Source organism: Rhodobacter sp. TJ_12, assembly GCF_020023995.1.
Classification (GTDB): Bacteria; Pseudomonadota; Alphaproteobacteria; order Rhodobacterales; family Rhodobacteraceae; genus Rhodobacter.
Genome location: NZ_NRRD01000008.1, coordinates 66,420 through 89,536 on the forward strand (window position 1 = coordinate 66,420; position 23,117 = coordinate 89,536).

Here is a 23,117-nt window from a genome sequence, read left to right on the forward strand (position 1 = left end):
AGAGACTATGAAACCGCAACCGAACCAGAGGCTGTCGTCGCAAGCCATGGCGTTCGTGCTCGCGGGCGGACGGGGAAGCCGCCTGAAGGAACTGACCGATCGGCGGGCCAAACCTGCCGTTTACTTCGGCGGCAAGACACGGATCATCGATTTCGCGCTTTCAAATGCGCTGAATTCCGGCATTCGCAAGATGGCGATTGCAACGCAATACAAGGCCCACAGCCTTATTCGTCACATGCAGCGCGGCTGGAGCTTTTTCCGCGCGGAACGGAACGAATATTTGGATATCTTGCCCGCCTCGCAGCGCGTGGATGAAAGCAAATGGTATTTGGGCACCGCCGATGCGGTGGCGCAAAACATTGATATTGTGGAAGATTATGACGTGAAATACGTCATCATTCTGGCCGGCGACCATATCTATAAAATGGATTACGAGGTGATGCTGCGCCAGCATGTCGAAAGCAAAGCCGATGTCACCATTGGCTGTTTGACGGTGCCGCGCGCAGAAGCCTCGGCCTTTGGCTGCATGGCGGTGGACACCACCGGGCGCATCAATGGGTTCATCGAAAAACCGGCCGACCCGCCGGGCCTGCCCGAAGACCCCGATCAAACGCTTGTGTCGATGGGGATTTATGTCTTTGACTGGTCTTTGCTGCGCGAATTGCTGATCCGCGATGCCGAAGACCCGAATTCGGGCCATGATTTCGGCCATGACCTGATCCCGTCGATTGTGAAAAACGGCAAGGCGATGGCGCATCGCTTTTCGGAAAGCTGCGTTACTTCGGGGCTCGAAACCGAACCCTATTGGCGCGATGTGGGCACGATCGATGCGTTTTGGCAGGCCAATATCGATCTGACGGATTTCACGCCCAAGCTTGACCTATACGACAATGCTTGGCCGATCTGGACCTATGCGGAAATCGTGCCGCCCGCGAAATTCATCCATGACGAGGAAAACCGGCGCGGCTCGGCCGTTAGTTCGCTGATTTCGGGCGATTGCATCGTTTCGGGGTCTGAGGTGCGCAATTCGCTGATGTTCACCGGCTGCCGGTCGCATTCCTATTCGCTGCTCGATCATGTTGTGTCGCTGCCCTATGTGGAAATTGGCCGCAAGGCGCAGCTTACGCGCTGCGTGATTGACCGCGGCGTGATCATTCCCGAAGGGCTTGTCGTGGGCGAAGACCCGGAAGAAGACGCGAAATGGTTCCGCCGCACCGAAGGGGGGATCGTATTGATCACCCAACCGATGCTGGACCGGCGCGCCGCGATCCTAAGCTAGGCATCGCACGCAGCAAGGCGGGGCCGGTCGCGGCCCTGCAAACAAGGATGAGGGGTGACATGAAACGCGTTTTGTCCGTGGCCTCCGAGACGGTGCCGCTGATCAAGACGGGCGGGCTTGCCGATGTGGTCGGTGCGCTGCCCGAAGCCCTTGCGGGGCAGGGCTGGCAGATGCGGGTGATGTTGCCCGCTTATCGCGGCCTTTTGGCCAAGCTGGGCAAGACGAAGGTCGTTTGGGAAGATGCGGCGCTGTTTGGCGGCCCGGCGCGGCTCCATCTGGGCAAACATGGCGCGATGGAGGTGATGGCGCTGCAGGCCGATCACCTGTTCGACCGGGACGGCGGCCCTTATTCCGGCCCCCACGGCGATTACTGGGACAATGCCGAGCGGTTTGCCGCCCTGTGCTGGGCGGCGGCGATGGTGGCGCGCGACGGCGCGGGCGATTGGCGCCCCGATGTGGTGCATGCCCATGATTGGCAAGGCGGGCTTGCACCCGCCTATTTGCGCTATGCCGGGGCTGCGGTGCCCTCGGTGATCACCATTCACAATATGGCCTTTCAAGGCCGTGTCGGGCCGGAAAAGCTGGGTGCGCTGCGGCTTCCGCGCGAGGCGTTTCATCGCGACGGGTTCGAATTTTGGGGTGATATTTCCACATTGAAAGCGGGGCTGACCACGGCGGATGCGATCACCACCGTCAGCCCGCGCTATGCCGAAGAATTGATGCGCGGCGAATACGGGCAGGGTCTGGAAGGCGTGATCGCGGCACGGTCCGGCGTGGTTATGGGCATACTCAACGGGATCGATGAAACCCTGTGGGACCCGGAAAATGACCCCGACTGCAAACCGTTTTCGGCCAGCAAGATTGCCGGAAAATCTCATGCACGCAAGGCCTTGCTGGATGAATTTCATCTGGATAAAAAGCTGTCTGGGCCCTTGGCAATCCTTGTGTCGCGCCTGACGGCGCAAAAGGGGATCGACCTCATTCCCGCCGCCGTCGAAGAATTGGTCGCCGCAGGCGGAGGCTTGGCACTGCTGGGGTCTGGCGATCACTGGGCCGAGGAAATGGTGCGCGATCTGGCGCTGCGCTACCCGGGCCGGGTGGGCGTGCATATCGGCTATAATGAAAACCTTAGCCATCGGATGTTTGCGGGGGGCGATGCAATCTTGGTGCCGTCGCGGTTTGAACCCTGTGGGCTGACCCAGCTTTACGGGCTGCGCTATGGCTGCGTGCCCTTGGTGGCCGCTGTTGGGGGCTTGGCCGATACGGTGATCGGCGCGACGCCCGCAAGCCTTGCCGCCAAAGCCGCAACCGGGGTGGTGTTTCACCCGGTCGATGCATTGGCGCTGCGTCAAGCGACGCGGCGGCTGTGCAGCCTTTATGCCGATCGCAAGACTTGGGCGGCGATGGTCAAGCGCGGCATGAAGACAGAGCTGGGCTGGGGCGCTTCGGCGGCCAGCTATGCCGCACTTTATGACCGGCTGCTGGCGCAATGAGGATCGGGCCGGGCAGGGACACCGTTTTGGGGGCTGTCCCCGTCGGCGGCGGCACCAATTTCGCGCTGTTTTCGGCTCATGCCGAACGGGTGGATCTGTGCCTGTTTGAAAATGGCAAGGAACTGCGGATCACATTGCCCGAACGTTCGGGCGATATCTGGCACGGGTTCGTGCGCGGGGTTGGACCGGGGGCGCAATATGGCTACCGCGTGCATGGCCCTTGGGCGCCCGAAATCGGACATCGCTTCAACCCCGCCAAGCTGTTGATCGACCCCTATGCCCGGGCGCTGAGTGCGCCGGTGGTGTGGCACACGTTGATGCAAGGCGGGGTTGGCACAAACCGGCCAGATCGGCGCGATTCCGCCCCCGCAACCCCCAGAAGTGTGGTGTGCGAATTCGTCAAGCCACATTGGGAACGGCCTGCAAGATCTTGGTCTCATACTTTTATTTATGAAGCCCACCTGCGCGGGCTGACCATGCAGCACCCCGATGTGCCCGCCCATCTGCGCGGCACCTATGAAGGCTTTGCCAGCCCGCCGATCCTTGCCCATCTGAAAAAGCTGGGGGTCACCGCGGTCGAACTGTTGCCGGTGATGCCTTTCATCGATGACCGGTTTCTGGTCGAAAAGGGGCTGCGCAATTACTGGGGCTATCAGCCGATCAGCTTCTTTGCGCCAGAGCCCCGCTACGGCACGCGCGAAGGGTTCCGCAACATGGTCCGTGCGCTGCATGGCGCCGGGATCGAGGTGATCCTTGATGTCGTCTTCAACCATTCGGGCGAGGGGGATGGCTCCGGCCCGACCTTGAGCCTGCGCGGGCTCGACAACGGCTCCTATTACCGGCTGGCCGAGGGCGGGCGGGCTTACGTGAACGAAACCGGCACGGGCAACACGCTGAACCTTGCCCATCCGATGGTGTTGCGCCTGGTCACGGATTCGCTGCGCCATTGGGTTGAGGAAATGGGGGTCGACGGATTCCGTTTCGATCTGGCCGCCACTTTGGGGCGCGGCTCCTCGGGCCGGTTCAAAGCTTGGGCACCGCTGCTCAGCGCGATCCGGCAAGACCCGGTGCTGGGAAGTGTGAAGCTGATTGCCGAGCCGTGGGATATTGGCCCCGGCGGCTATCGGCTGGGCGATTTTCCGCATCCGTTCATCGAATGGAACGACCGATTTCGCGATGGGGTGCGCCAGTTTTGGCGCGGGGATGCGGGGCAAATTCCGGAAATCGCACGCCGGATTGCGGGCTCTGCCGAGATCTTTGACCACCGCGGGCGGGCAGCGACAAGCTCGCTTAATTTCCTGTCTGCCCATGATGGCTTCACCTTACAGGACCTTGTTTCCTTTAATGAAAAAAGAAACGAGGCCAATGGCGAAAACAACCGTGACGGGCATAATGCGAACTATTCCCAAGCGCTGGAAACCGCCGAGGAACAGGCCGCGCGCAAACGCGCAATGCTTGCCACTTTGATGCTGTCGCAAGGCGTGCCGATGCTTTTGGCGGGCGATGAATTGGGCAATTCGCAAAGCGGCAATAACAACGCTTATGCGCAAGACAACCCGATCGGCTGGGTCGATTGGCCGAACGCCGATCCAGAATTGATCGCGTTTGTGGCACGGCTGGCGAAGCTGCGCCATGACCATCCGGGGCTGCGCCAAACACGGTTTTTACATGCGCGCGTCCGCGCCCAAGACGGGATGCGCGATTTGATCTGGCGCTTGCCCTCGGGTGAAGAGCCCTCGACCCAAGATTGGCATGATGCTCATGCCCGCTGCCTGTGCGCCGAAATTCGCGGCGCCGCCGAAGGGCCGGCGGGGCAGGTGGCGCATGAAGCGTTTTTCATCATCTGCAATACCGGTCCCGCGCTGGAGGTGACCTTGCCTGCAGGCCGCTGGCGGCGGGTGCTGGACACCGCACAGCCAGAGGCCCCGGAAGGCAACCATCCTGAGCCGGTGACTTGCGTTTTCGCTCAATCTGTTCAACTGTTTATCCGATCGACTGCCCGGTAGGAGAATGCCCATGACCGCCCATCCGACCCGCCCGTTCGAGGGCCAGAAACCCGGCACGTCGGGCCTGCGCAAGAAGACCTCGATCTTCATGCAGCCCGGCTATCTGGAAAATTTCGTGCAAAGCACCTTTGACGCGGTCGGTGGCGTTGCGGGCAAAGTGCTCGTTTTGGGCGGTGATGGGCGCTATTTCGGCGTCGAGGCCGCGCAATGCATCCTGAAAATGGCCGCCGCGAACGGTGCGGCGCGGGTGATCGTGGGGCAGGGGGCGTGGCTTTCGACCCCGGCGGCCTCTAACCTGATCCGCAGCCGCAAGGCGGACGGCGGGCTGATCTTGTCGGCCAGCCACAACCCCGGCGGCCCGGAAGAGGATTTCGGGGTGAAATATAACATGGCCAATGGCGGCCCCGCGCCGGAGTCTGTGACCGCCGCGATTTTTGCGCGCACGCAAGAAATCGACTCTTATCAGAAGATGGAGGCACCGGATCTGAACCTCGAAATGGTCGGGGAAAGCCATCTGGGCGCAATGGTGGTCGAGGTCGTCGATCCCGTCGCAGCCTACGCTGATATGATGGAAGAGATATTCGATTTCAAAGCATTGCGGGGCCTTTTTCATGAAGGTTTCACGATGCGGATGGACAGTATGTGTGCCATCACTGGCCCTTATGCCGTTGAGATTTTCGAAAACCGGCTCGGCGCGCCCAAGGGCACGGTGGTGCATGAACAGCCTTTGCCGGATTTCGGCGGTATGCATCCCGATCCGAACCCCACGTGGGCGCATGAGTTGATGGATGAAATGATGGGGCCTGCGGCGCCCGATTTCGGCGCCGCCTCCGATGGCGATGGTGACCGCAATATGATCGTTGGGCGCGGGATCTATGTCTCGCCCTCTGACAGTCTGGCCGTGATCGCGGCAAATGCGCATCTGGTGCCGGGCTACGCGGCGGGCCTGTCGGGCGTTGCGCGCTCGATGCCAACCTCTGCCGCCGTGGACCGGGTGGCCGAAAGCCTGGGCATCGCCTGCTATGAAACTCCGACCGGCTGGAAGTTTTTCGGGAATCTGATGGACGCTGGCCGCGTGAGCCTGTGCGGGGAAGAGAGCTTTGGCACCGGCTCTGACCATGTGCGCGAAAAAGATGGGCTTTGGGCAGTGCTGATGTGGCTCAATATCATCGCTGCGCGGGGTATGGGCGTGGCCGAAATTATGGCCGATCACTGGGAGACCTACGGGCGAAATTACTATTCGCGCCATGATTATGAGGTTCTTCCGATCGAGACTGCAACCGCTATGCTGGGTGATTTGCGTGACCGACTTGAAAGCTTAAAAGGCAAGCAGGTCCAAGGCCTTGCGATAGAAAGCGCAGATGAATTCAGCTACACAGATCCGGTCGATGGCGCGATCTCCGAAGGTCAGGGGTTCCGGATTTTGTTTGAGGGCGGATCCCGCGCCGTTCTGCGCCTGTCGGGGACCGGCACCGAAGGGGCGACCTTGCGCGTCTATCTGGAACGCTATGCGCCCGGCCCAGACGGTTTGACCGAGGATCCGCAGGCCGCGCTTGCACCGATCATCGCAGCCACCGAAGAAATCGTCGGAATCCGGGCGCGGACGGGCCGCAAAGGACCGGATGTGATCACCTGATCCCATCGAGCGACCTAGTCACAAGGGAAACCGGCTCGATATTGATCTTTTGCAACGTTGTGTGGCCCTCGGCGCCCGCGCAAAAGTAGTCCTTCAATTCGTCGGGCGGTCGGTCTTAGACAAATTTATTCATCTGGCCATTGAGGTGTTTTCTGTGGTTGATAATCCTTCGAGGGTTTGTCGGTAAGGGCATTGATTTTGTTAGTTTCCTGCAAATCACAAGGCCTATAATCAGTATTATGTCAACGACTATAGCCTAAGGTGCTGTCAGTGTGCATTCACCGTTACGAAGGCGCGAAACGGATTATGGGCACAAAACAGTGCTACCGGTGGTTTTACGTGCCTCCAAGGCAACATGCGCTTTTGCAACATCTTCCAAAGCGAAGCGTTGACCGATTTCGACTTTGACCGCACCGCTGCGTAGCATCGCAAACAGATCCGCACTGGCCGAGTGCAACCATCCGGGCCGTGCGGTGTGATGAAACAGGGTCGGTCGCGTCAAATTGAGCGATCCGCGCGCGAGATCGTTGACGCGGAACTCCAGCGCAGGCCCCGAACTCTGTCCAAAGCTGACAAGCGTCCCAAACCGTTCCAACACATCAAGCGACTTCACCAAGGTAACCGCGCCGACAGAGTCATAAACCGCCTGAACACCCTTTCCCTCGGTAAGGCGCAGCGTCTCTTCCACAAAATCTTGTGTGCGGTAATCGATCACATGATCATAACCATGCGCCTTGGCCAGCAGGCATTTCTGGGGTCCGCCCGCCGTTCCAATCACGCGCACGCCCAAGGCATTGAGCCATTGCCCGGCCAAAAGTCCGACACCACCGGCCGCCGCATGAAACAGCACCGTATCGCCTTCGCGCGCCGGAAAGGAATGCTGGATCAGGTAATGCACCGTCAGCCCCTTGAGCATGACGGCAGCAGCGGTTTCATCGCTGATGTCATCCGGAATGGGCACCAATTGATCCGCCGCAATCACCCGATGGCTGGCATAGGCCCCATTCGGCAGCGTATAAGCGACCCGCGTGCCGGGCGCCAGATCGACACCTTCGCCCACCACTTCAACCACGCCAGCGCCTTCGGACCCGGGGATCAAATCGTCAGAAACGGGCCACGGATAAAGACCAGAACGGAAGTAAACATCGATGTAGTTCAGACCGATAGCCATCTGCCTTAAGGTAACTTCGCCGGGCCCGGGCTGCGGTATATCGCGCGTCACGCGGCGAAAATTCTCCACGCCACCGGGCGCAGAAACGACCATCGCATAGCTCATTCAACTCTCCTTGCGAAACGCGTCATCCACCGGGACGCGCAGCGCATTCAACAGATGATTGGTCTTGCCCGCCGAGGCAACGACACGGAAGAAATCCGCGATCTCCGCTTCGCTTACCCCTTTGGCTCGCGCCGCGGCCAGATGCGAATGAGTGCAGTAATCGCAGGCATTGGCGACAGACACCGCAGCATAGATCAGCTCTTTCACTTTGGGATCAAGCGCCGAAGGCGTGGCCATCACTGCTTTCACATCCGTCCAAGTCGCTTCCAAAAGCCCCGGATCGAACGCCAGATAGCGCCAGATATTGTTGATGAAATCCGTGCCGCGGGTGGCGCGGATATCGTCAAAAACCGCCTTCACCCGCGGATCGGATTCCGGCTCTGACGGCGCGGTAACAGTGGCCATGGATGTCTCCCTTCGCCATCAGAATGCCGGGCGCGGCCCCACGCGTCAATCATCGGGCAACATCGGCAGATAGGTGCCGTCCAGCGCGGCAATCGCGGCCCAAAGCCGGGCCGCCACCGGGCGCGGCGCCTCGTCATCGCGGCGCACCATGAACCAGTGCCGCACAATCGGCAGCGCAGGCGCCTGCAATTCGACCAGCCGCCCCGAGGCCAGCTCTTCGGTGACGGTATGCAGGCTGAGAAAGGCGATCCCAAGCCCCGCCATCACCGCCTGTTTGATCGTTTCATTGCTGTCCATCTCCAGCGTTTCATAGGGCCGCCCATCACCGATCCGGTCCAGCCAACGCCCCATCAAGATGCGCGTGCCCGAGCCTTTTTCCCGCGCCAAAAAGATTTCGTCGAACAGCGCTTCGATCCAAAGCCCCTGCCCCACCAGCGGATGATCCGGCGCGGCCACCAGCCCATGCGGATGCACGCCCAAAGGCTCGGCCTGCACCGGCGGGCGGCGCGGCGGGCGCCCCATGATCGCAATGTCAAAGGCGCCACGCTCCAGCCCCTCAATCGTCGCGGCGCGGTTTCCGACCCGCAAAGCGACCTCGATATCGGGATGCGACAGGCTCAACGCTTTAACGAGTCGCGGCGCAAAATACTTGGCGGTCGACACAACCCCCAGCGTCACACGCCCCGCCTTGCCACGTGATAGCGCTGCCAGATTGGCGCCCCCCTGTGACAAAGCGTCGTCAATCCGCCGTGCCGTCTCCAACAACGTCAGCCCGGCTTCGGTTAACTCCGATCCGCCGCCATCGGCGGCTCGCTGCAACAGTCTAACTTGAACAGCTTCCTCTAAGCCTTTGATTTGCGTATGAATGGCGGGGGTCGTTAGGCCCAGAATATGGCCGGCTGCGGTAAGCGAACCGCCTTTTGCCACCGCTTGCAGGGCGCGCAACTGCTTGAGTGTGATGCTGTCGAGACGGACCATTTTAAAATTTCCTGAAAGCGGCTTGCTGAATTTCAAATTTGCATAAAGCCCTTTCCGGCGCAACGTCCGGCCATCCAACTGGCAGGAGGGGCCATGGCGATCGAATTAGAAGACCTCGGGTTAACCCCGGAAATGGCAGAGGTGATGACACGCCTCGCCACGGTGGGGGCCCAGGTCGCCCGCATCATTTCCCGCAACGGCGTCGAGACCGATCTCGCCGCAGGTGTGGGCACCAACGCCGGCGGCGACGGGCAAAAAGCGCTCGACGTGATTGCCGATGATTTGTTCCGCGAAGCGCTAAGCGATACCGCCGTTGCGTGGTATGCCTCTGAAGAACAAGACGAAGTGGTAAGCCTTGGCGACGGCAGCTTGGGTCTGGCGATTGACCCGCTGGATGGTTCGTCCAATATCGATGTGAACGTGTCGATTGGCACGATCTTCTCGATCTTTCCGGCGAAGGAAGATGGCGACGCGACGTTCTTGCGCCAAGGCCATGAACAGCTTGCGGGCGGTTACATCATCTACGGGCCGCAATGCGCGCTGGTGTGCACCTTTGGCGATGGTGTGAAGCATTGGGTGCTGGATCTTGATACCAACAGCTTCCGTCGCGTGGCCGATATCAAGCCGCTACCGCAAGACACGACCGAATATGCGATCAACGCTTCGAACTATCGCCACTGGCCCGCGCCGATCCGCGCCTTTATCGATGACCTTGTGGCCGGGGCCGAAGGTCCGCGCGGCAAAAACTTCAACATGCGCTGGATCGCCTCGCTTGTCGCGGAAACCCACCGCATTTTGATGCGCGGCGGCGTGTTTCTTTATCCGGGCGATGACCGCAAGGGCTATGAACGCGGCCGTCTGCGCCATGTGTATGAATGCGCGCCGATTGCGTTTTTGATCACGCAAGCGGGGGGCGGGGCCACCGATGGCTGTGAAGAGGTGCTGACCGCCCTGCCCGACCGGCTGCATGCGCGCACGCCTTTCGTCTTCGGCTGTGGCGCCAAAGTTGCCCGCGTCGCCGCCTATCACGACCTGCCCGGGGAAGAGACCTCTGCGCTCTTCAACACCCGTGGTCTTTTCCGGAGCTAAGTTCCATGTCGAAAAAATATCCTATCATTTCCGTCGTCGGCTCGTCGGGCGCTGGCACCTCGACCGTCAAAGCGACCTTCGATCAAATCTTCCGCCGCGAAGGCGTCAATGCCATCTCAATCGAGGGGGATTCCTTTCACCGCTACAACCGCGCCGATATGAAGGCCGAGCTGGAGCGCCGCTACGCCGAGGGCGATGCGACCTTCTCGCATTTCTCCTATGAGGCGAATGCGCTGGATGAGTTGGAGCGTGTGTTCCGCGAATATGGCGAAACCGGCAAGGGCCGCTCGCGCCACTATGTGCACGATGCCAATGAATCGGCCAAATATGGCGTGGAACCGGGCCATTTCACCGAATGGGCCCCGTTTGAGGAAGATTCCGATCTGCTCTTTTACGAAGGCCTGCACGGCTGCGTGACCAATGACGAGGTCGATATCGCCAAACATGCCGATCTGAAAATTGGCGTCGTGCCGGTGATCAACCTCGAATGGATCCAAAAAATCCACCGCGACCGTGCCAGCCGCGGCTACACGACCGAGGCGGTGACCGATGTGATCTTGCGCCGTATGCATGACTATGTGCATTGCATCGTGCCGCAATTCTCGCAAACCGACATCAACTTCCAGCGTGTGCCGGTCGTTGATACCTCGAACCCGTTCATCACCCGCTGGATTCCGACGCCGGATGAAAGCCTGATCGTGATCCGCTTCCGCAACCCGCGTGGGATCGATTTCCCCTATCTGACCTCGATGATCAACGGATCTTGGATGAGCCGGGCAAACTCGATCGTCATTCCGGGCAACAAGCAGGATCTGGCGATGCAGCTGATCTTGACGCCGCTGATCGAACGGCTGGTCGCCGAGGGCCGGCGCGCCCGCGCGTAAACCACTGAAAAGTTGAAAATTTTGGGCTGGGCCTTCGGGCCCGCCCGTGACGAATGGCATATCAGGGAGGCGTGCCATGAAAGATTTCGAACTGTCGCAAGAGGTGCGGATGGCAAATGCGCTGCGCGCGCTGGCCATGGATGCGGTCGAAAAGGCCAAATCCGGCCATCCGGGCATGCCGATGGGCATGGCCGATGTCGCCGCCGTTTTGTTCAACCGCTTCATGACGATTGATCCAAAAGCGCCAAAATGGCCCGACCGAGATCGGTTCGTGTTGTCTGCCGGTCACGGCTCGATGCTGCTTTACGCGATCCACCACCTGCTCGGCTATGACGATATGGATATCGAGCAGCTTAAGAACTTCCGCCAGCTTGGCGCGCGCACCGCAGGCCACCCCGAATATGGCCATGCCGATGGCATCGAGGTGACGACGGGGCCGCTGGGTCAGGGCATTGCCACCTCGGTCGGTATGGCGCTGGCTGAACGTATGAAAAACGCCCGCTATGGCGATGATCTGGTTGATCATTTTACCTATGTGATTGCAGGCGACGGGTGCCTGATGGAAGGCATCAGCCACGAGGCGATTGATCTGGCGGGCCATTTGGGGCTGGGCCGTTTGATCGTCATGTGGGATGACAACAAGATCACCATCGATGGCGACACCGACATGTCCACCTCGACCGATCAGATGGCGCGGTTCGCCGCCTCTGGCTGGCATGTGGTGGCCTGCGATGGCCATGCGCCCAATGACATTGCCGCCGCCATCGAAGAAGCGCGCAACGACCCGCGCCCGTCTTTGATTGCCTGCCGCACCATCATCGGCTTTGGCGCGCCCAACAAACAAGGCGGGCATGATGTGCATGGCGCGCCGCTGGGCGCCGAGGAAATCACCGCCGCGCGCAAGGCGCTGAACTGGTCTTACGAACCTTTCGAAATCCCTTCCGATGTCTATGCAGCCTGGGGCCGGGTTGCAAAACGGGGGGCTTCGGCGCGGGCAGACTGGGAGGCGCGGCTTGCCGGCCACGCGGCCCGCGCCGATTTTAACAAGGCGGAGGCCGGGGATACCTCGGCGCTTCCGGCTGCCATCGCCGCCTACAAGGCGAAGCTAAGCGCCGACAAGCCCAAGGTCGCGACCCGCAAAGCCTCCGAAATGGCGCTTGAGGTGGTCAACACCACCCTGCCCTTCTCGGTTGGCGGCTCTGCGGACCTGACGGGCTCGAACCTGACCCGCTCCAAGGGCATGACCTCGGTCAAGCCCGGCGAATTTGGCGGTGACTACATCCATTACGGCATCCGCGAACATGGCATGGCGGCGGCGATGAACGGCATCGCGCTGCACGGCGGCCTGCGCCCCTACGGCGGCACCTTCATGGCCTTTGCCGATTACTGCCGCCCCTCAATCCGCCTGTCGGCACTGATGGGGGTGCCGGTGACCTATGTCATGACCCATGACAGCATTGGTCTGGGCGAAGACGGGCCGACGCACCAGCCGGTGGAACATCTCGCCTCGCTGCGTGCGATCCCAAACCTGAATGTGCTCCGTCCGGCGGATGCCGTGGAAACCGCCGAGGCGTGGGAAATCGCCATGACCGCAACCGCGACGCCCTCTTTGCTGGTGCTCTCGCGTCAGGGGCTGCCGACGGTGCGCACCGCGCATACCGCCGAAAACCTGACCGCACGCGGCGCTTACCTGCTGCGCGATCCGGACGACCGTCAGGTGACGCTGATCGCCACGGGCTCAGAGGTCGAAATCGTGCTTGCGGCGGCGGATCAATTGGAGGCCGAGGGCATTCGCGCCGCTGTGGTCTCTGCCCCGTGCTTTGAGCTGTTCGCCGCGCAACCGCGCGATTACGTCGAAAAGGTGCTGGGCACCGCGCCGCGTGTGGGCTGTGAAGCCGCGCTGCGGATGGGCTGGGATATCTTCCTTGGCCCGCAAGATGCCTTTGTCGGCATGACGGGGTTTGGCGCCTCCGCGCCCGCGCCCGCGCTTTATCAACATTTCAACATCACCGCCGAAGCCATTGTTGCTGAAGCCAAGAATATGATCTGAGGGAAGATAATGACTGTTAAAGTTGCCATCAACGGGTTTGGCCGCATTGGCCGCAACGTGCTGCGCGGGATCATTGAATCGGGCCGCACCGACATTGAAGTGGTCGCGATCAACGATCTTGGCCCGGTGGAAACCAACGCCCATCTGCTGCGCTTCGACAGTGTGCATGGCCGCTTTCCGGCGACCGTCACAACGGGCGAAGACTGGATTGATGTGGGCCGGGGCAAAATCAAAGTGACCGCAATCCGCAACCCGGCGGAGCTGCCCTGGGGTGATGTCGATATTGCGATGGAATGCACCGGCATTTTCACCACCAAAGAAAAAGCCTCCGCGCATCTGGAAAACGGCTCGAAACGGGTGCTGGTCTCGGCGCCTTGCGACGGCGCGGATAAAACCATCGTCTTTGGCGTGAACGACAGCACGCTGACCGCCGAGGACATGGTGGTTTCCAACGCGTCGTGCACCACGAACTGCCTTTCCCCGGTCGCCAAAGCTCTGAACGATGCGATTGGCATCGAAAAAGGCTTTATGACCACGATCCACAGCTACACGGGCGATCAGCCGACGCTCGACACGATGCACAAAGATCTGTATCGCGCCCGCGCCGCCGCGCTGAGCATGATCCCGACCTCGACGGGCGCTGCCAAAGCCGTGGGTCTGGTGTTGCCCGAACTCAAAGGCAAGCTTGATGGCGTTGCGATCCGCGTGCCCACGCCGAACGTCTCGGTTGTGGATCTGGTGTTTGAAGCCAAACGCGACACCACGGTGGAAGAAGTGAACGCCGCTGTGCGCGCGGCCGCCGATGGCCCGCTCAAAGGCGTGCTCGGTTACACCGACCTGCCGAATGTGTCGTCGGACTTCAACCACGACCCGCATTCCTCGGTCTTCCACATGGACCAGACCAAGGTCATGGAGGGCAAAATGGTCCGCATCCTGTCGTGGTATGACAACGAATGGGGCTTTTCCAACCGCATGGCGGATACCGCCGTTGCGATGGGCAAGCTGATCTGATGAACGCCGGGGGCCCTGGCCGGCCCCCGACACCAAGACATGTCGGCCCGGACGGGCCACGCACAAAAGGAACATATGAATGGCACTGATCACCCTTCGCCAACTTCTTGACCACGCAGCGGAAAATTCCTACGGCGTGCCGGCGTTCAACATCAACAACATGGAACAGGGCCTTGCGATCATGGAGGCCGCCAAGGCCTGTGACGCGCCCGTGATCATCCAAGCCTCTCGCGGGGCGCGCAATTACGCCAACGATATCATGCTGGCGAAAATGATCGAGGCGCTGGCCGCGATCTACCCCGATATTCCGCTGTGTATGCACCAAGACCACGGCAATAACGAAGCCACCTGCATGACCGCAATCCGCCACGGCTTCACCTCGGTGATGATGGATGGCTCGCTTGAAGGCGATGCGAAAACCCCGGCCAGCTACGATTATAACGTCGATATCACCGAACGCGTGGCCAGCATGGCGCATTGGGTGGGTGCTTCGGTCGAAGGCGAGTTGGGCGTTTTGGGCAGCTTGGAAACCGGCGAAGGCGAGGCCGAAGATGGCCACGGCGCCGTGGGTAAGCTTGACCACAGCCAATTGCTGACCGACCCCGATCAGGCCGTTGCTTTTGTGAAGAAAACTCAAGTGGATGCGCTGGCCATTGCCTGCGGCACCTCGCATGGCGCTTACAAATTTAGCCGCAAGCCCGATGGCGAAATTCTGGCCATGTCGGTGATTGAGGCGATCCACAAAAAACTGCCCGACACCCACCTTGTGATGCATGGTTCTTCCTCGGTGCCGCAAGAGCTGCAAGACATCATCAACGCCCATGGTGGTGCGATGCCGCAAACCTTTGGTGTGCCGGTCGAGGAAATCGTGCGCGGCATCAAAATGGGCGTGCGCAAAGTCAATATCGACACCGATTGCCGCATGGCGATGACCGGCCAGTTCCGCCGCGTGGCGGAAGAAAACAAAGCCGAATTCGACCCGCGCAAATTCCTCAAACCGGCGATGGATGCGATGCGCGATCTGTGCCGCGACCGTTTTGAGGCCTTTGGAACGGCGGGCCATGCCTCTAAGATCAAGGTCATCCCGATGGATGACATGGCGAAGCGTTATGCTGACGGTTCGCTTGCGCCCAAAACCAACTGATCGAAAGGACCCTCATCATGGATCAGTCCAACCGTTATGCCCGGCTTGACCTGAACGAAGCCGATCTGATTGCTGGCGGGCGCCACGTGCTTTGCGCCTATATCATGAAGCCCAAGGCGGGCTACGGCTACCTTGAAACGGCCGCCCACTTCGCCGCCGAAAGCTCCACCGGGACCAACGTCGAAGTGTCCACCACCGACGATTTCACCCGTGGTGTCGATGCGCTTGTCTATGAAATCGACCCCGATAAAGAGCTGATGAAAATCGCTTATCCGGTCGAGCTTTTTGACCGCAACATCATCGACGGGCGCGCGATGCTGTGCTCGTTCCTGACGCTGACGATCGGCAACAACCAAGGCATGGGCGATGTCGAATACGCCAAAATGCACGACTTCTACGTGCCGCCCGCTTATCTGCGCCTGTTCGATGGCCCCTCGATGAACATTGCCGATATGTGGCGTGTTCTGGGCCGCGATGTGAATGACGGCGGCATGGTCGTGGGCACGATCATCAAGCCCAAACTCGGCCTGCGTCCGCAGCCCTTTGCCGATGCCTGCTATGAATTCTGGCTGGGCGGCGATTTCATCAAAAACGACGAACCGCAAGGCAACCAAACCTTTGCGCCGTTGAAAGAAACCATCCGTCTGGTGGCGGATGCGATGAAACGCGCGCAAGACGAAACCGGCGAAGCCAAGCTTTTCTCGGCCAATATCACCGCCGATGACCATTATGAAATGGTGGCGCGCGGCGAATATATCCTTGAAACCTTTGGCGAAAACGCCGACCACGTTGCCTTCTTGGTCGATGGCTATGTGACCGGCCCGGCCGCCATCACCACCGCGCGCCGTTCGTTCCCGCAGCAGTTCCTGCACTATCACCGGGCGGGCCATGGTGCGGTGACCTCGCCGCAGTCGATGCGCGGCTACACCGCCTTCGTGCTGTCGAAAATGTCGCGTCTGCAAGGCGCCTCGGGCATCCACACCGGCACCATGGGCTACGGTAAGATGGAAGGCGATGCATCGGACAAGATCATGGCTTTCATGCTGACCGATGATGCCGCGATGGGCCCCTATTACCATCAAGAATGGCTGGGCATGAAGCCGACCACCCCGATCATCTCGGGCGGCATGAACGCGCTGCGTCTGCCGGGCTTCTTTGACAACCTTGGCCATTCGAACGTGATCCAAACCTCGGGCGGCGGCGCCTTTGGTCACCTTGATGGCGGCACCGCGGGGGCGAAATCGCTGCGTCAGGCGCATGATGCGTGGAAATCGGGTGTCGATCTGGTCACCTATGCGAAAGAGCATAAGGAACTGGCCCGCGCCTTTGAAAGCTTCGCGCATGATTCTGACAAGCTTTATCCGGGCTGGCGCGAAGCGCTCGGCGTGGCGTAAAGCGCATATCAATCGGGCGGGGGAATGCCCCCGCCCCATCCCCTTTGGAGAACCGACATGACCTTCGACCGTTCCATCAAGATCGCGCCGTCGATCCTCTCGGCTGATTTCGCCGATTTTGGCCGTGAAATTCAGGCGATTGAGGCGCAAGGCGCCGATTGGGTGCATGTGGATGTGATGGACGGCCATTTCGTGCCGAACCTCACCTTTGGCCCGCCCGCCGTGGCGGCCTTCCGCAAACACGTCAAAACCGTGATGGATGTGCATTTGATGATTTCGCCCGTCGATAGCTATATCGACGCCTATGCTCAGGCCGGTGCCGATGTGCTGACCGCCCATGTCGAAGCTGGGCCGCATATTCACCGCACCATGCAGGCCATTCGCGCCGCGGGCATGAAATCGGGCGTCGCGGTGAACCCCGGCACGCCGATCGAGGCGATCGAGCATATTCTCGACATCACCGACCTGGTCTGCATCATGACCGTGAACCCCGGTTTTGGTGGGCAAAAATACATCGATATGACCGCCAAGGTGCGCAAACTGCGCGCGATGATTGGCGATCGTCCGGTGCATATCGAGATTGACGGCGGCATGGACCCGAAAACCGCGCCGTTGATGGCGGCGGCCGGGGCCGATGTCTTTGTGGCGGGCTCTGCCGTGTTCAAAGGCGGCTCGGTCTCGACGCCCGAGGTTTATGGTGCCAACATCGCCGCGATCCGCGCGGCCGCGCAAGCCGCGCTTTAAACCAAGGAGACTAGAATGGCCGTCCACGCCCCCGTCTGCGATTTCGGTTGGAAAGCCCCCAGCTTCACCCTGCCCGATACCAATGGCAAGCTTTGGACACTGGACGAGGTCGGCGGGCCAAAAGGCACGCTGATCATGTTTATCTGTAACCACTGTCCCTATGTTCTGGCGGTGCTGGACCGGCTTCAACCCGAGGCCGAAGCGCTGATGGAGCAAGGGATCGGCGTGGCGGCCATTTGTTCGAACGACGCGGAAACCTATCCCGAGGATGGGGTCGACAAAATGCGGGAAATGGCGCAAACACGCGGCTTCAAATTCCCCTATCTACACGATGAAAGCCAAGCCGTTGCAAAGGCTTATGACGCGATCTGCACGCCGGATTTCTTTGGCTTCAACGCTGATTATGAGCTTCAATACCGTGGGCGGCTGGATGCATCGGGCCGCAACCCGGCCCCGCCCGAAGCCAAGCGCGAACTTTATGAGGCGATGCAAATGGTCGCCGCGACCGGCCAAGGCCCGCGCGATCAGGTCGCCGCGATGGGCTGTTCGATCAAATGGAAAAGCTGATGCGCCCCGCCCTGATCTTTGACCTTGATGGCACGCTGATCGACTCGGTGCCCGCGATCCATAGCGTCTCAAATGCGGTTCTGGTGGAACGCGGCTATGCCGCGCTCAGCGTGGAGGAAGTGCGCGGCTATGTCGGCAAAGGCGCGCCGCATCTGGTGCGCTGCCTGTTGCAAAGTGCGGGGCAAGACCCAGATGGGCCGCTCTTTGAGGACATCTATATCGAGCTGGTCAAACGCTATGAGACCGAGGTGGCGGGAAACACGCTTTATCCCGGCGTGCGCGCGGCGCTCGAAACGCTGAAGGCCGAGGGCTACAAGATGGCCGTCACCACCAATAAGCCGCTTGCCCCCGCGCTTGCCGCGATTGCGCATGTGGGCTTGGAGGATATGTTCGATCTTGTGCTGGGCGGCGACAGCCTGCCCACGCGCAAGCCCGACCCGGAAATGGTGCACGAAGCGCAGCGCCGTTTGGGGGCGGAAAAAGCCGTCTATCTGGGCGATAGCGAGGTCGATGCCGAAACCGCGCAAAACGCAAACCTACCCTTTGTGCTTTACACAGAAGGCTATCGCAAGACCCCGGTGCATGACATGCCGCACACCGTAAGCTTCAATGATTACAAAATGCTGCATGGTATAATTGAGAAATTTTCATGCCCCTGAAAGCGCTGATTTTCGATGTGGATGGCACTTTGGCGGAAACCGAAGAAGTGCACCGCCAAGCCTTTAACGAGACCTTCGCCGCGCAGGGGCTTGATTGGCACTGGAGCCATGAGACTTATCGCGACTTGTTGCGCACCACCGGCGGCAAGGAACGCATGGCAAAGTATCGCGCCACGCTTGGCCACGGGCCCACGGATGCCGAGATTGCCGATCTGCACAAAGCCAAAACCGCGCGTTATGTGGAGATCATCGCCTCGGGCGCGGTGCCGCTTTTGCCTGGTGTGCAAGATTTGATCGCCCGCGCCCATGCCGCGGGGCTGCGCGTGGCGATTGCCACCACCACCACCCGCGCCAATGTCGATGCGCTGATCCATGCGACCTTTGGCAAACCGACGACTGCCGTGTTTGAGGTGGTCTGTGCCGGTGATGAGGTGGCGCAAAAGAAACCCGCCCCCGATGTCTATCTGCGCGCGCTCGATCTGTTGGATCTGCCGCCCGAGGATTGCATCGCCTTTGAAGACAGCCGGGCCGGGCTGGCTGCCGCCAAGGCCGCCGGGCTGCGCGTCGTGCTGACCCCTTCCGCCTATACGACAGGTGATGATTTCAGCACCGCCGATTGGTTGCGCCCGGATTTGACGCAGGCGGCCACTCAAGACATTCCCGACTTGCCCTGAGCCCTTGCATCTTTCGTCCATGCGCGCCAGTTTGTCGCGGAAAGGATGTTCGATGCTTGATTTGCGCTACCTCGCCCCCGATTTCGCTGTTGCCCCCCAGATCGCGCTTGAGGATCTGGACGAGGCCGCAAGGTTGGGCTTTCGCACGGTGATCAACAACCGCCCCGAGGACGAAGTGCCCGAATCCCTGCGCGATGCGGCTTTTGCCGCCGCAGCCGAGGCAGCCGGGTTGCGCTATCTGTTCCTGCCCTATGAACCCGGACTGCTGACCTCCGCACTGGCCGAGGCGTTTGAAGCCGCGGTGGCGGTGGCCCCGCATCCGGTCCTAGCTTGGTGCCGCTCGGGCACCCGTTCGTCACATCTTTGGGCTTTGGCGCAGGCCGGACAGCGCCCGGTGGAAGAGATTCTCTCTGCTGCCGCGCAGGCGGGCTACGATCATTCCGGTCTGGTGCCGCTTTTGCGCGCCAAGGCCATGGCGGCTGCGTCGCGCTAATCGCGGGCAGCTCAACCGCGCAAGACACTGATTTTGATAATTTTTACCGCCTTATACCAAAGGTTTATGCAATTTGCAGTTTTCTGCGACTTAGTGACCGCGCCCCGGCCGAATGTTGGCTTTTGATTGCTTGGGCCATGGCGGACATGGCACTGTAGGGCCGTGAAACCTGCACCAGAGAATCAAGAACAGACCATGCTCGGCCACTTCGAGCGCCTGCTCCAAGGCGAAGACATCGCCGGGATCTGGGCCCTACATTGCGAGCGTATGGCCAGCTTTGGCTTCGATCGCTTGATCTATGGCTTCACCCGGTTCCTGACGCCGCAAATTCACGGCAATCTGGATGATACCCTGATCTTGTCCAACCACGATCCGGATTATCTTCGGGTGTTCTTGGGCGAAAAGCTGTTTTTCGAAGCACCGATGGTGCGATGGGCGGCCGATTGCGTGGGCGCACAATCGTGGCGTCTGGTTGCCGAACGCGCGCAGCGCGGCGAGCTTAGCGCTGGCGAGCAAAAGGTGCTGGCGCTGAACCACCGCTTTGATGTGCGCGCGGGCTATTCCATCGGCTTTCCCGATACCTCCTCGCGTGCCAAAGGGGCGATCGGGCTTTGTGCGCGTCCGGGGCTGACGCAAGACGATGTGGATGCGATCTGGGCGGCGCATGGGCGCGAATTGTGGGTGCTGAATTCAGTGCTGCATCTCAAAATCAGTGGCATGCCCTTCCCGACCTCGCGCCGCAGCCTGACCGCGCGTCAGCGTGAAGTGCTGGAATGGGTGGGCGATGGCAAAACCGCCGCCGATATCGCGCAGATCATGGGCGTGTCCACCGCCACGGTGGAAAAACACCTGCGGCTCGCGCGTGAGGCGCTGGAGGTGGAAACCACCGCGCAGGCGGTGCTTAAGGCGACGCTGCAAAAGCAGCTTTTCGTCACCGCGCTGTGACCGCAGCTGCGACAATTGCGACAAGGTAAGGAATCCCCCACTGGTCACCATGGCGCAAGATTTATTATGGTGAGCGTGTTCCGTGAGTGGTGGCTTCGGCCAGGAACAGGGGTGCAGCCGATTATTGGTCCGGCGTGACCCAACCGGTTTTCCGGAACGGCTCGGACGGCTTATACTCGCCGTTCGGGCCGTTTTTTATTTTTAGCCAAACAGATACGCACCAAAGCTCAGACAGGGGTGTGACCTGTGAACCGCCCGCTCGGTGGCCAAACAATGCAAAACGCCGCCCCGAAGGGCGGCGCTGCAAGACAGGGTTTGCGGGTCGCTTACGCGCCAGCCATTTTCGCCACTTCGGCGGCAAAATCGTCTTCTTTCTTTTCCACGCCTTCGCCAACGGCCAGACGGGCAAAGCCGGTGATTTCCACGCCCGCGTCTTTCGCGGCTTGCGCCACGGTCACATCGGGGTTGACCACGAACTTCTGGTTCACGAGGGTCACTTCCTCGAGGAACTTTTTCATCCGGCCCGGAATGATGTTGTTATGGATCACTTGCTCGGGCTTCGGCTTCGCGGCGGTGGCGTTTTCTTCCAGCGCTTTTTCGGTTTGCACTTTCAGCTCGCGCGCAACCACGTCTTGATCGAGGCTGGCTTCATCCAGCGCCATCGGGGCAGTCGCCGCGATATGCATGGCGAATTGCTTGCCAATCTCGGCGGCTTTCGCCGCATCGCCCTTCATCGCCACCAGCACGCCGATCTTGCCCATTTCGGGCGCGGCGGCATTGTGGACATAGGACACGATGGTGTCGCCTTCGAGCACATGCAGACGGCGGAAGGTCATGTTTTCGCCGATGCGGGCAATCGCTTCGCCGATCACTTCATCCACGGTCTTGCCGTTCAGCGCGGCGGCTTTCACGACATCGACCGAATCGCCGGTTTCCAGCGCCACTTTGGCGACATCGCGCACCAGCGCTTGGAAATCTTCGTTCTTGGCGACGAAGTCGGTTTCCGAGTTGATTTCGATCGCAACGCCGCGACCGGTCGAAACGGCCACGCCAACAAGCCCTTCGGCGGCAACGCGGTCGGCTTTCTTGGCCGCTTTCGCAAGGCCTTTGGTGCGCAGCCAATCGACAGCGGCATCCATATCGCCGTCGCATTCGGTCAGCGCTTTTTTCGCATCCATCATGCCGGCGCCAGTGGTGTCGCGCAGCTCTTTCACCATCGCAGCGGTGATCGCCATGGGATTTCTCCTCTGAATTGGGTTTGGGCGGGGTTACCCCCGCCCGATGTCAATCGCGTGACGCCCCGGGTGCCCCGGGGCGTGTGTGCGTAAGATCAGGCCTCGGCGGCTTCTTCGGCGGGCGCTTCTTCCAGCGCGCCAAGATCGACACCGGCGGCGCCCATTTGCGCGGTCATCCCGTCAAGCGCGGCGCGCGAGACAAGATCGCAGTAAAGCGCGATGGCGCGCGCGGCGTCATCGTTGCCCGGGATGATGTAATCCACGCCTTTGGGCGAGCAGTTGGTGTCCACCACGGCCACGACCGGGATGCCCAGCTTTTGCGCTTCGGCGATGGCGAGGTCTTCTTTGTTCACGTCGATCACGAACAGCAGGTCCGGCAGGCCGCCCATTTCGCGGATGCCGCCAAGCGAGGCTTGCAGTTTGGCCTGCTCGCGTTCCATGCCCAGACGCTCTTTCTTGGTCAGGCCTTCGGCGCCCGAGGCCATCACTTCGTCGATGTGCTTAAGACGCGCGATCGACTGGGAAACGGTTTTCCAGTTCGTCAGCGTGCCACCGAGCCAGCGGTGGTTCATGTAGTATTGCGCGCATTTTTCAGCGGCTTCGGCGACGGCTTTCGAAGCTTGACGCTTGGTGCCGACGAACAGAACACGGCCGCCTTTGGCAACGGTTTCACGCACCACGTTGAGCGCGGCGTCCAGCATCGGGACGGTTTGCGTCAGGTCGATGATGTGGATGCCGTTACGGTCGCCATAGATGAACTCCGCCATACGCGGGTTCCAACGTTGGGTTTGGTGACCATAGTGAACGCCAGCTTCCAAAAGCTGACGCATCGAGAAATCAGGAAGCGCCATGTCCATTTCCTTTCCGGTTTGCGCCTGAGCGGAGGAATTCAGGGTTGCCCCCAACCGGTGGACCAAACGGGGATGTCTCCCGCCGCTGGCCCGCCTCCGCCTGTGAAGTGAGCGCCCTTTAGGGCATTGCCCCTGCTATGGCAAGCCCCCTGCCCCAATTTGCGCGACTTTCCTTGCCAACACGCGGTTCGGCCCCCTTTTTTCAGGGTTGGGCCATCCCGGTGGGTGTGGTCTGTGCTGCGCGTTGCACAGATCGTCTAACGGATTTGCAAGCCACGCCCCAGATGCGCTCTTGCGTCGCGCG

General features: G+C 60.6%; 21 protein-coding genes. 16 read left to right on the forward strand and 5 right to left on the reverse strand.

Features of this window, described 5'->3' with window-relative positions; all coding sequences use genetic code 11:
* Nucleotides 1-7 precede the first annotated feature (7 nt).
* The 4 genes from glgC to CKO11_RS08320 are packed head-to-tail and all read left to right on the forward strand — an operon-like array spanning nucleotide 8 to nucleotide 6,414.
* Complete coding sequence (glgC, locus tag CKO11_RS08305; RefSeq protein ID WP_223636238.1) at nucleotides 8-1,279, forward strand: glucose-1-phosphate adenylyltransferase; 1,272 nt, start codon at nucleotides 8-10, stop codon at nucleotides 1,277-1,279.
* 59 nt (nucleotides 1,280-1,338) lie between these two features.
* On the forward strand, nucleotides 1,339-2,772 hold the full coding sequence (gene glgA / locus CKO11_RS08310; protein ID WP_223636241.1) for a glycogen synthase GlgA: 1,434 nt from the start codon (nucleotides 1,339-1,341) through the stop codon (nucleotides 2,770-2,772).
* Nucleotides 2,769-4,778, forward strand: a complete 2,010-nt coding sequence (gene glgX, locus CKO11_RS08315; RefSeq protein WP_223636244.1) for a glycogen debranching protein GlgX — start codon at nucleotides 2,769-2,771, stop codon at nucleotides 4,776-4,778. The genes glgA and glgX overlap by 4 nt, the downstream gene beginning before the upstream one ends.
* Before the next feature lie 10 nt (nucleotides 4,779-4,788).
* On the forward strand, nucleotides 4,789-6,414 hold the full coding sequence (locus tag CKO11_RS08320) for an alpha-D-glucose phosphate-specific phosphoglucomutase (RefSeq protein ID WP_223636247.1): 1,626 nt from the start codon (nucleotides 4,789-4,791) through the stop codon (nucleotides 6,412-6,414).
* 304 nt (nucleotides 6,415-6,718) lie between these two features.
* Here CKO11_RS08320 and CKO11_RS08325 read toward each other — a convergent pair whose 3' ends face one another.
* From CKO11_RS08325 to cbbR, 3 genes are read right to left on the reverse strand one after another with little or no spacing between them, the layout of a single operon-like run.
* Nucleotides 6,719-7,690 (reverse strand): quinone oxidoreductase family protein, encoded by a 972-nt coding sequence (locus tag CKO11_RS08325; protein ID WP_223636250.1) that lies wholly within the window; start codon nucleotides 7,688-7,690, stop codon nucleotides 6,719-6,721.
* On the reverse strand, nucleotides 7,691-8,095 hold the full coding sequence (locus CKO11_RS08330; protein WP_223636253.1) for a carboxymuconolactone decarboxylase family protein: 405 nt from the start codon (nucleotides 8,093-8,095) through the stop codon (nucleotides 7,691-7,693).
* A 45-nt stretch (nucleotides 8,096-8,140) separates the two neighbouring features.
* Entirely contained in the window at nucleotides 8,141-9,073 is a 933-nt protein-coding gene (gene cbbR, locus CKO11_RS08335) for a LysR family regulator CbbR (protein ID WP_223636256.1), read from the reverse strand.
* Nucleotides 9,074-9,166: 93 nt separating this feature from the next.
* Here cbbR and CKO11_RS08340 point away from each other — a divergent pair, with 93 nt between their 5' ends.
* From CKO11_RS08340 to CKO11_RS08395, 12 genes are all read left to right on the forward strand, one after another.
* Nucleotides 9,167-10,162 (forward strand): class 1 fructose-bisphosphatase, encoded by a 996-nt coding sequence (locus tag CKO11_RS08340; protein WP_223636258.1) that lies wholly within the window; start codon nucleotides 9,167-9,169, stop codon nucleotides 10,160-10,162.
* Nucleotides 10,163-10,167: 5 nt separating this feature from the next.
* The gene (locus tag CKO11_RS08345) at nucleotides 10,168-11,046 is read left to right on the forward strand and encodes a phosphoribulokinase (protein WP_076483503.1); all 879 of its coding nucleotides are present in this window, start codon (nucleotides 10,168-10,170) and stop codon (nucleotides 11,044-11,046) included.
* 76 nt (nucleotides 11,047-11,122) lie between these two features.
* Nucleotides 11,123-13,096, forward strand: coding sequence for a transketolase (gene tkt / locus CKO11_RS08350; protein ID WP_411742002.1), 1,974 nt, complete (start codon nucleotides 11,123-11,125; stop codon nucleotides 13,094-13,096).
* 9 nt (nucleotides 13,097-13,105) lie between these two features.
* The gene (gap, locus tag CKO11_RS08355) at nucleotides 13,106-14,107 is read left to right on the forward strand and encodes a type I glyceraldehyde-3-phosphate dehydrogenase (RefSeq protein WP_223636263.1); all 1,002 of its coding nucleotides are present in this window, start codon (nucleotides 13,106-13,108) and stop codon (nucleotides 14,105-14,107) included.
* Nucleotides 14,108-14,186: 79 nt separating this feature from the next.
* On the forward strand, nucleotides 14,187-15,251 hold the full coding sequence (gene fba / locus CKO11_RS08360) for a class II fructose-bisphosphate aldolase (RefSeq protein WP_223636266.1): 1,065 nt from the start codon (nucleotides 14,187-14,189) through the stop codon (nucleotides 15,249-15,251).
* A 17-nt stretch (nucleotides 15,252-15,268) separates the two neighbouring features.
* The gene (locus tag CKO11_RS08365; RefSeq protein WP_223636269.1) at nucleotides 15,269-16,645 is read left to right on the forward strand and encodes a ribulose-bisphosphate carboxylase; all 1,377 of its coding nucleotides are present in this window, start codon (nucleotides 15,269-15,271) and stop codon (nucleotides 16,643-16,645) included.
* A gap of 57 nt (nucleotides 16,646-16,702) precedes the next feature.
* Nucleotides 16,703-17,389, forward strand: coding sequence for a ribulose-phosphate 3-epimerase (rpe, locus tag CKO11_RS08370; protein WP_223636271.1), 687 nt, complete (start codon nucleotides 16,703-16,705; stop codon nucleotides 17,387-17,389).
* Nucleotides 17,390-17,404: 15 nt separating this feature from the next.
* Complete coding sequence (locus CKO11_RS08375) at nucleotides 17,405-17,956, forward strand: thioredoxin family protein (protein ID WP_223636287.1); 552 nt, start codon at nucleotides 17,405-17,407, stop codon at nucleotides 17,954-17,956.
* On the forward strand, nucleotides 17,956-18,615 hold the full coding sequence (locus tag CKO11_RS08380; RefSeq protein WP_223636290.1) for a phosphoglycolate phosphatase: 660 nt from the start codon (nucleotides 17,956-17,958) through the stop codon (nucleotides 18,613-18,615). Before CKO11_RS08375 ends, CKO11_RS08380 begins: the two co-directional genes overlap by 1 nt.
* Nucleotides 18,606-19,289 carry an HAD family hydrolase gene (locus CKO11_RS08385; protein ID WP_223636293.1) on the forward strand — a complete coding sequence of 228 codons (684 nt, stop codon included), beginning with the start codon at nucleotides 18,606-18,608 and terminating at the stop codon, nucleotides 19,287-19,289. The genes CKO11_RS08380 and CKO11_RS08385 overlap by 10 nt, the downstream gene beginning before the upstream one ends.
* A 52-nt stretch (nucleotides 19,290-19,341) precedes the next feature.
* A complete protein-coding gene (locus CKO11_RS08390; protein WP_223636314.1) occupies nucleotides 19,342-19,782 on the forward strand; it encodes a TIGR01244 family sulfur transferase in 441 nt (146 codons plus the stop codon).
* A 195-nt stretch (nucleotides 19,783-19,977) separates the two neighbouring features.
* Nucleotides 19,978-20,727 (forward strand): LuxR family transcriptional regulator, encoded by a 750-nt coding sequence (locus CKO11_RS08395; protein ID WP_223636325.1) that lies wholly within the window; start codon nucleotides 19,978-19,980, stop codon nucleotides 20,725-20,727.
* 326 nt (nucleotides 20,728-21,053) lie between these two features.
* Here the strand turns inward: CKO11_RS08395 and tsf are convergent, their stop codons facing one another.
* Nucleotides 21,054-21,962: a translation elongation factor Ts gene (tsf, locus tag CKO11_RS08400; RefSeq protein ID WP_223636328.1), complete on the reverse strand. Its 909-nt coding sequence runs from the start codon at nucleotides 21,960-21,962 to the stop codon at nucleotides 21,054-21,056.
* A 95-nt stretch (nucleotides 21,963-22,057) separates the two neighbouring features.
* Complete coding sequence (rpsB, locus tag CKO11_RS08405) at nucleotides 22,058-22,819, reverse strand: 30S ribosomal protein S2 (RefSeq protein ID WP_223636331.1); 762 nt, start codon at nucleotides 22,817-22,819, stop codon at nucleotides 22,058-22,060.
* Nucleotides 22,820-23,117 lie beyond the last annotated feature (298 nt).